This is a genomic window from Domibacillus antri (genome assembly GCF_001936625.1).
In the GTDB taxonomy this organism is placed as follows: Bacteria; Bacillota; Bacilli; order Bacillales; family Domibacillaceae; genus Domibacillus; species Domibacillus antri.
Window position 1 is genome coordinate 1 of record NZ_MSDU01000020.1, and the last position, 15355, is coordinate 15355.

17 protein-coding genes are annotated in these 15355 nt (G+C 44.5%); 7 read left to right on the plus strand and 10 right to left on the minus strand.

The genetic code is table 11. The annotated features are described in order from the left end of the window. Positions 1-1007: transposase (locus tag BTO30_RS09775; RefSeq protein ID WP_143331939.1), on the plus strand; the 1007-nt coding region annotated here is incomplete at its 5' end. 30 nt (positions 1008-1037) lie between these two features. After that, complete coding sequence (locus tag BTO30_RS09780; protein WP_075398544.1) at positions 1038-1217, plus strand: hypothetical protein; 180 nt, start codon at positions 1038-1040, stop codon at positions 1215-1217. Here BTO30_RS09780 and BTO30_RS09785 read toward each other — a convergent pair. From BTO30_RS09785 to pdhA, 5 genes are all read right to left on the minus strand, one after another. After that, positions 1214-1330 carry a GapA-binding peptide SR1P gene (locus tag BTO30_RS09785; protein WP_075398545.1) on the minus strand — a complete coding sequence of 39 codons (117 nt, stop codon included), beginning with the start codon at positions 1328-1330 and terminating at the stop codon, positions 1214-1216. The two genes, BTO30_RS09780 and BTO30_RS09785, sit on opposite strands and share 4 nt — an antisense overlap. 171 nt (positions 1331-1501) lie before the next feature. Further along, a complete protein-coding gene (gene lpdA, locus BTO30_RS09790; RefSeq protein WP_075398546.1) occupies positions 1502-2911 on the minus strand; it encodes a dihydrolipoyl dehydrogenase in 1410 nt (469 codons plus the stop codon). 3 nt (positions 2912-2914) lie between these two features. Continuing rightward, complete coding sequence (locus BTO30_RS09795; protein ID WP_075398547.1) at positions 2915-4282, minus strand: dihydrolipoamide acetyltransferase family protein; 1368 nt, start codon at positions 4280-4282, stop codon at positions 2915-2917. Positions 4283-4366: 84 nt separating this feature from the next. Next, a complete protein-coding gene (locus tag BTO30_RS09800) occupies positions 4367-5344 on the minus strand; it encodes an alpha-ketoacid dehydrogenase subunit beta (RefSeq protein ID WP_075398548.1) in 978 nt (325 codons plus the stop codon). 3 nt (positions 5345-5347) lie between these two features. Continuing rightward, positions 5348-6460: a pyruvate dehydrogenase (acetyl-transferring) E1 component subunit alpha gene (pdhA, locus tag BTO30_RS09805; protein ID WP_075398549.1), complete on the minus strand. Its 1113-nt coding sequence runs from the start codon at positions 6458-6460 to the stop codon at positions 5348-5350. Between the two features lie 385 nt (positions 6461-6845). Between pdhA and def the strand changes: the two genes are divergently transcribed. The 5 genes from def to BTO30_RS17015 all read left to right on the plus strand — a co-directional run bounded on the left by def (position 6846) and on the right by BTO30_RS17015 (position 10796). Beyond that, complete coding sequence (gene def, locus BTO30_RS09810) at positions 6846-7400, plus strand: peptide deformylase (protein WP_075398550.1); 555 nt, start codon at positions 6846-6848, stop codon at positions 7398-7400. Between the two features lie 348 nt (positions 7401-7748). Further along, positions 7749-7958, plus strand: coding sequence for a DNA-dependent RNA polymerase subunit epsilon (locus BTO30_RS09815; RefSeq protein ID WP_075398604.1), 210 nt, complete (start codon positions 7749-7751; stop codon positions 7956-7958). 3 nt (positions 7959-7961) lie between these two features. After that, positions 7962-9629 (plus strand): ribonuclease J1, encoded by a 1668-nt coding sequence (gene rnjA, locus BTO30_RS09820; RefSeq protein WP_075398551.1) that lies wholly within the window; start codon positions 7962-7964, stop codon positions 9627-9629. A gap of 59 nt (positions 9630-9688) precedes the next feature. After that, positions 9689-10219 carry a C39 family peptidase gene (locus BTO30_RS09825; protein ID WP_158023583.1) on the plus strand — a complete coding sequence of 177 codons (531 nt, stop codon included), beginning with the start codon at positions 9689-9691 and terminating at the stop codon, positions 10217-10219. 115 nt (positions 10220-10334) lie between these two features. After that, complete coding sequence (locus BTO30_RS17015) at positions 10335-10796, plus strand: hypothetical protein (protein ID WP_143331940.1); 462 nt, start codon at positions 10335-10337, stop codon at positions 10794-10796. Positions 10797-10807: 11 nt separating this feature from the next. On the opposite strand, the gene BTO30_RS09835 is transcribed toward BTO30_RS17015, so the two are convergent. The 5 genes from BTO30_RS09835 to BTO30_RS09855 form a co-directional block, all read right to left on the minus strand. Next, positions 10808-11467 carry a potassium channel family protein gene (locus tag BTO30_RS09835; RefSeq protein WP_075398554.1) on the minus strand — a complete coding sequence of 220 codons (660 nt, stop codon included), beginning with the start codon at positions 11465-11467 and terminating at the stop codon, positions 10808-10810. Between the two features lie 75 nt (positions 11468-11542). Beyond that, positions 11543-12562: a cytochrome d ubiquinol oxidase subunit II gene (locus BTO30_RS09840; protein ID WP_075398555.1), complete on the minus strand. Its 1020-nt coding sequence runs from the start codon at positions 12560-12562 to the stop codon at positions 11543-11545. A 15-nt stretch (positions 12563-12577) separates the two neighbouring features. Further along, on the minus strand, positions 12578-13912 hold the full coding sequence (locus BTO30_RS09845) for a cytochrome ubiquinol oxidase subunit I (RefSeq protein WP_075398556.1): 1335 nt from the start codon (positions 13910-13912) through the stop codon (positions 12578-12580). A gap of 160 nt (positions 13913-14072) precedes the next feature. Beyond that, complete coding sequence (locus BTO30_RS09850) at positions 14073-14528, minus strand: TlpA family protein disulfide reductase (protein ID WP_075398557.1); 456 nt, start codon at positions 14526-14528, stop codon at positions 14073-14075. A gap of 77 nt (positions 14529-14605) precedes the next feature. Beyond that, complete coding sequence (locus BTO30_RS09855) at positions 14606-15148, minus strand: peroxiredoxin (protein ID WP_075398558.1); 543 nt, start codon at positions 15146-15148, stop codon at positions 14606-14608. Positions 15149-15355: the final 207 nt, after the last annotated feature.

The window sequence follows — 15355 nt, forward strand, 5'->3', positions numbered from 1 at the left end:
ACGAAAGCCAGCTTCAGGAAAGAATCCAGGAGACATTCCGGATCATTGAAGAACAGATTGAACTGGATCACCAGATCCTGTTGGATTCGGATTCTTCAGCCCGTACAATTTCTTCTGAAGACCTGTCCATCGCAGCCCTTGAGATTGAGGCTCATATGAAGGAAGCGGAAAAGCAGGCTGGGCAGGAACAGGACCCGGAACGAAAAAACGAAAAGAAGCAGCGCTTCCGCCTGATCCGCCAACTGCACAAGCACGTGGAAACGGACTATCTCCCCCGCCAGGCCAGGTATGAAGCTTATCGGGAGACTTTTGGGGAGCGAAACAGCTTTTCCAAAACCGATCATGATGCGACGTTCATGCGGATGAAGGAAGACCATATGAAAAATGGGCAGCTCAAGCCGGGATACAATGTGCAGATGGCAACAGAAAACCCGTTCATCCTTTTCTACACGATCCACCAGCGTCCGGGGGATACCGCCTGCTTTATTCCGCATCTTGAAAAATTGCACGCAACATCTCTTCCATTTCCAAAACGGATTACGGCGGACAGCGGGTATGGAAGCGAGTCCAACTATGTCTACGTGCACGAGCTCGAAGAACAGCCGGAAGCGCTCATTCCCTATAATGTGCTGAACAAGGAGCAGACCCGCTCCTTTAAAAAGAATATCCGCCATGTCCAGAACTGGGCGTATCGCGCCGAGGACCATTTCTATATCTGTGCAAACAACCGCAAGGTCGTCTTTAAGCGTTACTCCCGGCGCACGGATCAAAATGGGCAGGTGCGCGACTTTAAGATTTACGAATGCGAAGACTGCACAGAATGCCCGATGAAGCCCCAGTGCACCAAGGCAAAAGGGAACCGGCAGGTACATGTGAATACGGTGTACGAAGAAATGAAAGGAAAAGCAAGACGAAGCCTTTGGTCTGACGAAGGAGCCGCTGTCTATGCTCGACGCAAGATCGAACCAGAAAGCGTGTTCGGTCATATCAAGGGCAATCGGTCGTAGCGCCGATTCAGCCTCAGGGGGCTGGACAAGGTGCACATCGAATTCGGCATCACCGCCATGGCCCACAATTTCCTGAAACAGGCGCAGGTGAACCGCCAGTTTCAGGGGCAAAACGGCGGCAAACGAAAAAATCCGGCGGGTCCTTTTCAAGAACCCGCCGGATTTTCTTCATTTAAGAGGCTTTTGAGACAGCCCCTTTTTGTATGTTAGTCATCAATTTCTGTTTTCTGATCGCATCCACAATGAGAGTAAAGAACTGTCACCTTTTCCTCCTCAAAGTGCTCGATTGTTGATTGGCAAGATTTGCAGACGATTGTTCCCATTTTTTATTACCTCCCATTTTTTGTTTTGAAAGCGATTTATGTTTCTTTAATTTATAATAATATAACACATTTCAGATTGCAAGCATAAATTGTATAACATATTTGAAAACGGGACAAAAAACCCCCGATTTCCTTTATAAAGGAAATCGGGGGTTTCTTATTATTTATTCATTATTTTACAATGTGAATCGGTGTTCCGAGAGCCACTTCCGCTGCTTCCATCGCCATTTCTCCAAGCGTTGGATGCGCATGAATTGTCATCGCAATATCTTCAAGTGTCATACCCGCTTCAATTGCAAGGCCAAGCTCAGCTACCATATCTGATGCGCCTGCACCGGCAATTTGAGCACCGATGACAAGTCCATCTTCTTTGCGTGAAACGATTTTAACGAATCCATCTGAACTGTTAAGCGCAAGAGCGCGTCCGTTCGCTGCAAATGGGAATTTCGCTGCTGTCACGTCTAGCTTTTCTTCTTTTGCCTGTGCTTCTGTATAGCCGACTGTTGCCAGTTCCGGTTCTGTGAAGCAGACAGCTGGAATAGCCAGGTAATCGACTTCTGATTTTTCACCGCTGATTGCTTCAGCCGCAATTTTGCCTTCGTAAGATGCTTTATGGGCTAATGGCGGTCCCGCAACAATATCACCGATTGCGAAAATGTTATCAACGCTTGTACGGCATTGTTTATCCACTTCGATGACACCGCGGTCTGTCATTTTAACACCGGCGCCTTCAAGACCCATTTCATCCGTATTCGGACGGCGGCCTACTGTAACAAGCACGTAATCCGCTTCAATTGTTTCTTCTTTTCCGCCGGCTTCGTACGTTACTTTTACCCCATTTTCTGTTTCTTCCGAAGACTTAGCCATCGCTTTTGTCACGATCGTTACGCCTTTTTTCTTCAAACCGCGCTTAACAAGGGCGGACATTTGCTTTTCAAAACCGCCAAGAATTTCAGGAGCGCCTTCAAGGATTGTTACTTCAGAACCAAAGTTTGCAAATGCTGTTGACAATTCTGTTCCAATATATCCGCCGCCAATAACAACCAGCTTTTTCGGAACTTCCTGAAGTGCAAGAGCACCCGTTGAATCGAGAACACGTTTGGAAAATTTGAAGTTTGGAATTTCAATCGGACGTGATCCTGTCGCAATGATCGCATTTTTGAATGTGTACGTCTGCGCAGAATCTTCGCTCATAACGCGTAGTGTATTCGCATCATTGAAATAGGCTTCACCGCGTACAATTTCCACTTTATTTCCTTTCAGCAATCCTTCAACGCCGCCTGTTAATTTCTTAACAACGCCGCCTTTCCATTGCTGTACTTTTTCAAAATTCACTGTCACGTTTTCAGCGATAATGCCGATATCATCAGAATGTTTCGCCTGCTCGAAGCGGTGGCCTGCTGTTAAAAGGGCCTTTGAAGGAATACATCCTACATTCAAGCAGACGCCTCCAAGGTTTTCTTTCTCAACGATGGTCACTTTTTGTCCAAGCTGTGCTGCACGAATTGCGGCAACGTATCCGCCGGGACCTGAACCGATGACTATAGTGTCTGTTTCAATCGGGAAATCTCCTACTACCATTTGTTACGCCTCCATTAGTAAAAGTTCTGGGTCGTTCAACAACCGTTTAATGTGGTTTAGTGCATTTTGTGCTGTCGCTCCATCAATCATGCGATGATCAAAGCTCAATGATAATGCTAACACAGGTGCGGCTATAATTTCACCATTTTTTACAATCGCTTTCTCAGAAATTCGTCCGATTCCTAAGATCGCTACTTCCGGATGATTGATGACCGGTGTAAACCATTGGCCGCCAGCTGATCCGATATTGGTAATTGTGCATGATGCACCTTTCATTTCTGCCGGTGCCAGTTTACCGTCACGCGCTTTCACCGCAAGTTCATTAATTTCGTTTGAAATCGTGAACATGGATTTTCGGTCTGCATTTTTCACAACCGGAACCATCAATCCTTTTTCCGTATCGGCTGCAATACCGATATTGTAGTAATGCTTATGAACAATCTCGCTCGTCGCATCATCGATTGACGTATTCAAAGCAGGGTATTCACGAAGCGCGCTTGTCAAAGCTTTGACAACGTATGGAAGGAATGTTAACTTTACGCCTTTTTCCGCTGCCACTTCTTTGAATTTTTTGCGGTGTGCCCACAACTTTGTTACTTCGATTTCGTCCATTAATGTAACGTGCGGTGCCGTTTGTTTTGAATTAACCATTGCTTTGGCAATCGCTTTACGGATACCGCTCATTTTTTCGCGTGTTTCCGGGAATTCACCTTCCGGAATTTGAACAGCTGCTGCAGGTTTTGATTCTTCCTGAGCTGCCGGTGCTTCCTGCTGGGCTTCAGGTGCTGGTGCAGATGGAGCTTGTGCTTGAGAACCATTCAAGAAAGCATCAATGTCTTCTTTGACAATTCGGCCATTTTTTCCGCTTCCCGCTACCAGAGCGATGTTAACATCTTTTTCACGCGCATATTTGCGGACAGACGGCATCGCAATAATACGGCGGTCCGGATCCACTTCAACCTGTGGCTGGCTGCCAGCGCCGGTAGATGCTGCAGGAGTTTCTTGTTTTGTTTCTTCAACAGGTGCTTTTTCAACATTTTGACCAGCTTCAGCTGTTGCCTGCACTTGTTCCTCTGTTTTCGCCGCGCCTTCATCTCCATGATCGTCGCCTTTGAATTTTAAGTCTTCATATCCTGGAGCATCAAATTTGATTAATGTATCGCCAACGATTGCTGTTGCGCCTTCTTCCACGAGAATTTCTTCAACCGTTCCGGCAACCGGCGATGGAATTTCCACCACTGCTTTATCATTTTGTACTTCGCAAAGTACATCATCTTCCTGCACTTTATCACCCGGCTTTACGAACCACTTGACGATTTCGCCTTCATGAATTCCCTCGCCGATATCCGGTAGTTTAAATTCAAATGCCAATGTATTCATCCTCCTATGATGTAAATTTGGAAAAGGGGCCCGGCGCTGCAGCCCGGGGGACCCTTTTCTAATGTGATCTATTCATTAAAATTCAAGTACTTTTTTCGCTGTTTCTACAATATCTTTATGGTTTGGAAGCCATACGCCCTCTGCCTGAGAGAATGGGAAAACCGTGTCAGGGGCTGCTACGCGAAGGACTGGTGCTTCTAAGCTTAAGATCGCGCGGTCATTAATTTCAGCGACAACATTGGCCGCGATACCCGCTTGCTTTTGTGCCTCCTGAACAACAATTGCACGTCCTGTTTTTTCAACAGAAGCAATAATGGTTTCAATATCCAGCGGCTGAACGGTACGCAAATCAATCACTTCAGCAGAGTATCCTTCTTTTTCAAGCGTTTCTGCTGCTTTCAATGATTCGTGAACCATCGCGCCGTATGTGATAATAGAAAGATCTGTTCCTTCACGCTTAACCGCTGCTTTGCCAAGTGGAATGGTGTATTCTTCTTCAGGAACCTCTTCACGGAAAGAACGGTATAATTTCATATGTTCCAAGAAAATAACTGGATCGTTATCGCGGATTGCAGAAATTAAAAGACCTTTAGCATCGTATGGAGATGAAGGAATGACAACCTTTAAACCCGGCTGTTGTGCCATCAAGCCTTCTAAGCTGTCCGCATGAAGTTCCGGCGTATGAACGCCGCCGCCAAATGGGGAACGGATGGTTACAGGAGCCGAGTAAACGCCGCCAGAGCGGTAGCGCATACGTGCAAGCTGGCCGCTCACAGAATCCATTACTTCATAAACGAAACCAAAAAATTGAATTTCCGGTACCGGACGGAACCCTTCAAGAGCAAGACCGACAGCTAGACCGCCGATTCCTGATTCCGCAAGCGGCGTGTCAAAAACGCGCTCTTCTCCAAATTCTTTTTGAAGGCCTTCCGTCGCACGGAACACCCCGCCGTTAACGCCGACATCTTCACCGAAGACAAGGACGTTTTCGTCATTTTTAAGTTCTACGCGCAAGGCATCCGTAATCGCTTGAATCATTGTCATTTGTGCCATGGCTTACTTCGACTCCTTTGCAGTGTAAATTTCATATTGTTCTTTCAGATTAGCCGGCATTTCTTCGTACATGTTTGCCATCAAATCCGTTACTTTTTGTTTTGGTGTATCATCTGCTTTTTTGATCGCGTCTTTAATTTCTTCTTTCGCGCGTTCAATGACTTCCGTTTCTTTTTCTTCATTCCATAAACCTTTTTCTTCAAGGTATTTACGGAAGCGGACGAGCGGATCTTTTTTCTCCCACTCTGTATCAAGATCAGATGTACGGTAACGTGTTGGATCATCGCCGGCCATTGTATGCGGACCATAACGGTAACACAATGTTTCGATCAATGTCGGACCGCCGCCGTTAATCGCTCGTTCGCGGGCTTCTTTTACCACTGCATACACAGCAAGCGGATCCATGCCGTCAACGAGAACTGAAGGAAGACCTGCTGCAATCCCTTTTTGTGCAATTGTTTTCGCTGCTGTCTGCTTTTCGCGCGGCGTAGAAATCGCAAACTGGTTGTTTTGTACAATGAAAATAGCCGGCGCGTTAAATGCACCCGCAAAGTTGATCCCTTCATAGAAATCACCTTGTGATGAACCGCCGTCACCTGTATAGGTAACAGCTACTGCTTTTTTGCCGCGTTTTTTGAGTCCAAGAGCAACACCGGCATTTTGTACATATTGCGCACCGATAATAATCTGAGGTGACAATACATTCACGCCTTCTGGTGCCTGGTTGCCGACATAATGTCCGCGTGAGAATAAAAAGGCTTGCCATAATGGAAGTCCATGCCATACAATTTGCGGCACGTCACGGTAGCCGGGCAGAATCCAGTCTTCTTTTTCAAGCGCATAGTGAGAGGCGATTTGAGACGCTTCCTGACCGGCTGTCGGCGCATAGAAACCAAGACGGCCTTGGCGGTTCAGCGAAATAGAGCGCTGGTCAAGAACGCGTGTGTATACCATACGTGTCATTAATTCTTGAAGCTCTTCATCCGACAACTTCGGCGCAGCCTCTTCATTTACGATTTTTCCTTCTTCGTTTAATACTTGAACCATTTCAAATTGGTTTTCAATTGATTCGAGTGTTTTTTGCGGATCGAATTGAGCAGTTTTCTTTGCACTCATGATCGTCACCTATCCTTTCATTAATTGGTTACACGGCTGTTTTATCATTTATAATTCCCTGTACCAGTTATTTTCACAAAGTCACTAATACAATATAAAGCTTCGGTTAATAGTGTATAACATCACGTTTAATCCGTCAATTTAAAATAATTATCGTTTCAAACCCTTTCATTTCCCCTCAAAAATAACAGCTGTATTAGTATTTTTTTTAATCTGTAATATAAAAAGAAAGCGTTTTTACATTCTGTTATACATTACATATTTCGACCTGCCTTTCTCCCTTTTCCCGTTATCCTCTCTCTGAAACACATGATTTGCTCCATTAACATTTTGCGCACTTTTTGGTAAGATAATTACACCAATTGCAAAAAAGGAAGGTAGAACGATGATCAAAATGAACGATATTGTGCGTGAAGGTGCACCCGTTTTACGCGAAAAAGCGAACGACGTGCCCCTTCCCGCTTCAGCTGAAGATAAAGCCATCCTTGCTTCTTTAATGGAATATGTACAAAACAGCCAGAATCCGGACATTGCCGAAAAATATGGATTGCGCCCCGGTATCGGTCTTGCGGCCCCGCAAATCGGTGTTTCAAAGCGAATGATTGCTGTTCATGTACAAGATGAAAAGGGCAAACAAATCAGCTATGCGCTATTTAATCCGAAGATTGTCAGCCACTCGGTGGAAAAAGCCTTTTTAACGAGCGGGGAAGGCTGCCTTTCCGTTGATCGGGACGTACCTGGATACGTACACCGTTACGCACGGGTGACTGTTAAAGGAACGACTTTGGAAGGGGAAGATGTAAAATTTCGTCTAAAAGGACTCCCTGCTATTTGCATTCAGCATGAAATTGACCATTTAAACGGGATTATGTTTTATGACTACATCGATAAAAAAGATCCGTTCCGCATTGAAGAAAATGCGCAGCCAATTGAACGATAACGTGTATGAATTTTGTTGAAACGGCGCATCATACATGTAGCCATTTTTCTTTTCATAAAGACACCCATATGATAAAATGATTTTAAGGAGTGATCCACAATGTTAAAAAAGCTGAAAAAAAAGCTTGTAAAACAGTGGAAAGACCTGCTTAGAAGAAAATCAATTGCATAACACTGAATGGTTAAGCCCTTCCTACATGAAGGGCTGTCTTTATGTAAGAGACAAAAAAGATGTTCATTTCGTGCCAAAACATCTTTCTTTCTATATAATAAAAACAATTCAAAAACACCGAGAAGAACCGCTCATATGCGGTTTGTATATATCATTTCGGAAAAAGGAGAGAAATTCATGATTTACAAAGTGTACTATCAAGAAGATCGTTCAGAAGTACCCGTTCGCGAAAAAACGAAAACGTTATACGCAGAAGCGGAATCAGAACGCGCTGTTCGATACGCATTAAAAAGCCGCCCTTACAATATCGAATTCGTTCAACTCGTAAACGAGTCTCACCTCGAATATGAAAAACAGTCGCCGGACTTTAAAGTGGAGCAGCTGTAAGACATGAAATTTGTAAAAAATGATCAAACAGCTGTTTTCGCCCTCGGCGGTTTGGGTGAAATCGGCAAAAATACGTACGCTGTCCAATTTCAGGACGAAATCATCTTAATTGATGCCGGAATAAAGTTTCCGGAAGATGAATTACTCGGAATTGACTATGTTATTCCCGATTATTCTTACCTTGAAAAAAATGCGGATAAAATTAAAGGTCTTTTCATCACACATGGACATGAAGATCACATCGGCGGCATCCCCTATTTACTGAGGGTTGTGAACGTACCCGTATACGGAGGCAAACTTGCACTTGGACTGCTGCGCAACAAGCTCGACGAACACGGACTTTTACGCCGCGCCCGCCTTCATGAAATTGCGGAAGACGATGTGATTAAGTTCCGGAAAACATCTGTTTCTTTTTTCCGGACAACACACAGCATTCCTGATTCGTATGGTGTTGTTGTCAAGACACCTCAAGGCAGCATCGTTCATACAGGTGACTTTAAATTTGATTTCACACCGGTCGGAGAACCTGCGAACTTGACAAAGATGGCTGAAATCGGCAAAGAAGGCGTACTGTGCCTTCTATCTGACAGCACAAACAGCGAAGTGCCTAATTTCACCATGTCAGAACGCAAAGTCGGTGAAAGCATCCGCAACGTCTTCCGGAAAGTGGAAGGCCGCATTATTTTCGCAACATTCGCTTCCAACATTCACCGCCTTCAGCAAGTTGTCGAAGCGGCGGTGGAGGAAGGCCGGAAAGTCGGCGTATTCGGACGAAGCATGGAGTCCGCTATTACCATCGGCCAGCAGCTCGGCTATATTCGATGCCCCAAAGATACATTTGTCGATACACACCAGCTGAATAAACTGCCTGCCAATAAAGTAACCATCCTTTGTACAGGCAGCCAGGGTGAACCGATGGCCGCTCTTTCACGGATTGCCAACGGCTCTCACCGCCAAATTCAAATTCAGCCGAACGACACCGTTGTCTTTTCATCATCGCCTATTCCAGGAAACACAGTAAGCGTGAACCGGATTATCAATGCGTTGTCACGGGCAGGTGCTGACGTCATTCACGGTCCGTTAAATGACATTCATACATCCGGCCACGGCAGCCAGGAAGAGCAAAAGCTGATGCTTCGCTTAATTAAACCGAAGTTTTTCATGCCGATCCACGGTGAATACCGGATGCAAAAAACACATTGCCAGCACGCCATTGACTGCGGTGTACCGGAAGAAAACTGCTTTATAATGGATAACGGCGATGTCCTTGCCTTGTCCAAAGATGAAGCCTATGTTGCCGGCCGTATTCAGTCCGGATCTGTATATATTGACGGAAGCGGCATCGGTGACATCGGCAACATTGTTTTACGCGACCGCCGAATTTTATCTGAAGAAGGTCTCGTAATCGTCGTTGTCAGCATTAATAAGGAAACAAGCAAGATTGAAGCCGGACCTGACATTATTTCACGCGGTTTCGTTTACATGCGTGAGTCAGGCGACTTAATTTATGAAGCGCAGTCTATGCTGAACCGTCACATTAAACAGCTGTTAAACAGCAACACCACGCAATGGTCCGATATTAAAAACGAAATTACCGATACCCTTTCGCCGTTTCTTTATGAAAGAACGAAACGACGTCCGATGATTTTACCGATCATTATGGAAGTATAACTTAACAAAAGAGCTTTCCTTTATCAGGAAAGCTCTTTTGTATGATTGGAGGAAGAGCTGTGATTTCAGTGAGTGGCCAGTCACAATATTCAGACGACATAAAAAAACGATACCGCGCTTCCGCCTGCGGGCCCGTCACTATTTCTGTCATTATGAATTATTGGTTTAAAAATGCTTATCCTCTCCATGCCAATGATTTGTACAAAAAGCTGGGTACCACACCAATCGGTCTGTTCCGTTTTATGCTCGTGCGCCGGCTGCGCCGTATTCTTGGGCCGGATTGGAGCGTCAAATCCTCAAACCGTATTCATGAAGTGATAGATGAGCTGGACAGCGTCCATCCGGTGGCGGCAAAGTTTGACAAATACCTCACCTTTCGCTTTTTCAAAAAACCGTTATATGTGTATCACTGGGTCGTGCTGACCGGCTATGAAATTGAAAACGGCGAAATCTATTTATTTTTTCATGATAACGGGGCCCCCCGACGCGACAGCAAATTTCAGCGGGCAGCGTTCAGCAGGCACGCCTCCGTTCTTCGTTTCGCTTTAATCACGCCAAAAAGAACCCTGCGCTTAAGACAGGATTCTTAACAGAGTGTTGAAAAACAAAAGAGTCAAGAAGAAATTCATTTTTCAAGTGGGATTTTCACTCGAACATGATCAGTGCTGAATGGAAGATCAGTCTTTTTTGAACAGGAGCCGATAGGTGAAGCCCGCCGGACTGCGCTTTTCTGTGGGGCGAACGCTGAACCAGCCACCGCTGCGCGCTGTCCGTTTCAGCCTGTCCGCTCGTCCCACGGAAGTCTCCGTCCGGCAGGCTTCACCAAGTGGGATTGAAAAGCAACGATCATCAATTAAGCAGCAGCTTATCGTTTGTTTAAGTAGAAAAGAAACCAAATTGATTAGACAGTGGCTGTTCTTCCTCCCCACAAAGGCGCCTGCCCCTTGGAAAGCGCAGCCCCGTGAATGCCGCGTATTCTTTTCTTCGGCTAAGCGCTGCCGCATCTCGTTTTCTGAATGGACTTGTGTAAATTTCACTCTTTCGCTAATGTCTTTGTCAGTTGCAGTGGATCGTTGTAAACCTAAAATGTCAATAAACGTTTTGATTTTAAGAAAGGCTTCGGTTGACAACATCATTTTTCAACAGAATGAAAGAACCCTGCTCTGATGGCAGGGCTCTTAATCATTCATCTTTTTTTCAAAGCGGTCGATATCTTTATCGGCTCCAATAACGATTAATATGTCTTTTAAAAGGATCGGTTCAGCAGCCTGCGGCGAAACAAGAATTTCCTTTCCCCGCTTAATCGCCACAATATTAATCCCATAGCGGGCACGAATATCAAGATCAATCAGTGTATTGCCGGCAAGGGACTCATTGGCTACAATCTCCACAATTGAATGTTCATCCGAAAGCTCCAAATAATCCAGTACGTTATTGGAAACAATATTGTTTGCAATACGGCGGCCCATGTCGCGTTCCGGATGAACAACCTGATCGGCCCCAATTTTAATTAATACTTTTTCATGATAATCATTTTGGGCCTTGGCCGTCACTTTTTTCACACCAACTTCTTTTAACATCAGTGTGGTTAAAATGCTCGATTGAATGTCATCACCGATTGCCACAATCACATGGTCAAAGTTCCGGATTCCAAGGCTTTTCAATACCGATTCGTCTGTCGTATCGGCCACAACAGCATGGGAAGCAATCGACGCGAATTCATTCACGCGGTCTTCATCTATATCGATCGCCATCACTTCCATCCCCTGCTCGCTCAATTCTCTGCAAATACTGCCCCCAAATCGGCCAAGTCCAATGACGACAAATTCTTTTTTCATAATCATTCCTCCGCTGTCAAAGCTAAAAAATGGTGCTTGCTATGACAGTTTATCATGAACATATTAAAAATTCTCTTATTTCTTTTTGCCTTTCACATAATCCGCATCGAAAAGAAACAGTTTCATTAACAGAATCAGTGAAGGAATTAAGAGAAGCAGCCCGAGAATAAACACGGTCACAAGGGCCGTTGCCATTGCTTCATTCGTCACATTTTCGTGCAATGTGATGTATGGATACAAAATGTACGGCAAGTGGGATGCCCCATAGCCGAAAAAAGCAAAGAAAAACTGCAGCATGACCATGATAAAGGCTGTTCCATATCGCTTCCCTATATAAATAAACCAGGAAGCGACCGAAAAGCAGAGAAGTGACAATCCAAACATCCACCAGTACTCGGTGACGGCTTTATCATAGTGAACAGGGTTGTGCATTTGCAGCGACATAAAGACAAGCAGGCTGGCGACAATGGTCGGCGTTGTCCAAAACAGGGCAAACTGCCGCAAAGTCCTTCTCGCCTGTCTGTCATCCGCTCTGTCCGCATAATACGTTAAAAAGGTCGCACTGATAAACAAGACCGACACGATCGACAGAAAGACGACACTCCACGAAAACGGGCTCGTAAATAATTCTTTTGCGAGAAACGTGACTTCAACATCTGTAACGGACAGGAAGCCGCCTTCCGAAATCGTCAATGCCGTTGATAACGAAGCCGGAATTAAAAGACCCGTCGCACCGTATAAAAACAAGTAAAAGGTGCTGTCACGCGATCCGTAATTGTTAAAGGCGTAAAATGAACCGCGGATCGCAATGAGAATAATCGCCACACTCCCCGGTATGAGGAGCGCCGTACCATAATAATAAGCGGTAGCCGGAAAAAAGCCGACAATGCCGACAAAAAAGAACACGAAGAAGACATTCGTTACTTCCCAAACAGGTGATAAATAGCGGGAAATAAGATCATTGATGATATGGTCTTTTTTCTTCAGCCTCGCATAGTAAGCGAAAAAACCGGCACCGAAATCAATGGACGCCACAATTAAGTATCCGTATAAAAACGTCCAAAGAACCGTAATTCCGAGAAGTTCCAGGTTCATAATTATCTCCCTTCCTTATCCCCGATTTGGAAAGCGTTTTTCAAGCTCTGCTTCCGCCGGTGAATTTTTAAACATCTTAATCAAGACAACCACCGTCATCACGCCCAGCACAAGATAAAGGAGCGCAAACATGACAAATGTGAGACCGACACTATTACTTGTCGTTGCTGCTTCTGCCACTTTTAAATAGCCCCGCAAAATCCACGGCTGACGCCCCACTTCAGCTAATATCCAGCCTGCTTCAATGGCAACCATGGAAAGCGGTCCTGAGGCAACAATAGCCCAAAGAAGCGGCTTATTTAATTCGTTCCATTTCTTCACTCTTCCAGCTATCACATATAATGCGGATACTGCCAATACGAACATTCCAATGGAAACCATTATATCAAACATATAATGTATCCAAAGAGGCGGCCGCTCATCCTCAGGAAACTCTTCCAGGCCAATGACCTCTGTATCAAAAGAATTTCCTGCGAGAAAACTTAAAAATTTCGGTATCCGTATTTCGTTTTCAATTTCGCCATTTTCATTCAAAGTACCAAAGAAGATAAGGTCTGCTTCTTTTTCTGTTTCAAAATGCCATTCAGCCGCAGCCAATTTTTCCGGCTGAACTTCAGCCAGAAATTTCGCGGATACATCTCCTGTCACAGATACAATGATCGAAAAAATCAGTGTACAAGTAACCGTTAAACGGAGTGCCTTACGCTCATAAGCCCCTTTCCGGCCTTTTAAAATGGCAAACGCAGCGATCGCCGCTAAAATGGCGGCAGAGGTCATATAAGACGTCATCACAACATGCATGACCTTCGACGGCGTGGCTGGATTAAACATCGCTGCGATCGGTTCAATATTGATCATCTCGCCGTTTTTTAAATCAAATCCTTGCGGTGTATTCATAAACGCATTTACGGTCGTAATAAACAAAGCAGAGGCGGATGATCCGATCATAACCGGGATCGTTAAAAGCCAATGCGTCCATTTTCCTTTAAAACGGTCCCATGTATACAAATAAATGCCGAGGAAGATCGCTTCAAAGAAAAAGGCGAATGTTTCCATAAATAACGGCAGGGCAATCACCTGTCCAGCCACTTCCATAAAACTTGGCCATAATAATGACAGCTGCAGCCCAATGGCCGTCCCCGTTACAACACCGACTGCGACGGTAATGGTGAACCCGCGCGCCCAGCGTCTCGCCAGAAGCAAATAATAAGGATCATTTTTCTTTATGCCGATAAATTCAGCGATGGCAATCATGATCGGTACACCGACCCCGATCGTGGCAAAAATGATATGAAACATTAATGTCATTGTCGTCAGCATCCTGCTGAGCATGACGCTATCCAGTTCCATGTGTACACCCTCCCTGTTCATTCAGTTAAAGTGATATTATCACGTTACTCGTATTGTAAACCGAATAGATGAACTTTACTACGAATGCTTCATGAATATTTTGTGACAAATTTCACAAACATTTGTGAAGAAAAAGCCGGCATCTGCCGGCTTTTTCTATTTATTCCGCTTTTTCTGTTTCATCCAGTACGCGGTTTACACGTTTTTCAAGCATTTTCATGCCGCTTCCACCCGCCTGGAAGTGACGAAGCTGGCCATCCTTATCAAATACATAATAAGCAGGCACATATTGATTTTCAAACGCTTCTGTTAATTTATGTTCGCTGTCCACAAAAATCGGCTGTGTAATCCCATGCTCTGCCGCAACAGACTTGATTTGTTCAAGATCCAAATCTTCTTCAGAACGAGGCATATGAACAGCCACAACGTTTAATTTATCCGCATAATCATCACGGAATTTGTTCACGCTCGGCATTGCTTCTTTGCAAAGATAGCAGCTGACAGACCAAAAATGAAGAAGTGTCGGCTTTTCACCGATCAAATCACTTTTAGATAATTCGCCATTCAGCCACTCTGTTGCGCCATTCAGTTCCGGCATCGGTTCTCTTAATTTCATCTATCGTTCTCTCCTTTTATGTGTATAGACACATCGAGACCTAACAGATTGTTAGGCCCCGATAAAAAAATCATGTATTAAAGAGTTTTTTGGCCTGGTTTCCAGTTCGCCGGGCAAAGACCGCCTGTTTGAAGCGCTTGAAGCACACGAAGTGTTTCATCTACGTCGCGGCCAATGTTGTTGTGGTTCACAACTTGGTATTGAAGTTCGCCTTCTGGATTGATGATGAACAATCCGCGAAGCGCAATTCCTTCTTCTTCGATTAATACGCCAAAGTCGCGTGATACAGTGTGGTTTGTATCCGCTGCAAGCGGGTATTTCAAATCGCCAAGTCCGTTATCTTTACGGTCAGTGTTGATCCATGCAAGGTGAGTATGGATTGTATCTGTAGACACGCCGATTACTTGCGCATCAAGATCTTCGAATTCATCGTAGCGGTCAGAAAGAGCTGTAATTTCTGTCGGGCATACGAAAGTGAAATCCATTGGATAGAAGAAAAGAACAGTCCATTTGTCGTTTTTCATGTTTTCTTCAAGACTTACTTTACCGAACTCTTTGTTTGCCAGTACTGCTTCCATCTCAAAGCGTGGAGCCTGTTTACCTACCATACGTTCTGCCATGAATAAAAAACCTCCAAAAAATTTGTTTTTAAATGAGAAAGAAGTGGTGAATTATCACTTGCTTTCTTTACACAAAATCATTATAACTATTGAAAAATAAAGTGTCAACTATTCATTGTAATCATTTTAAATAAAAAAAGATTATTTAAAACGACAAATACTTATTCAATCACTAGTTTAGTTTACCATAATTAGTCGAAATAACAA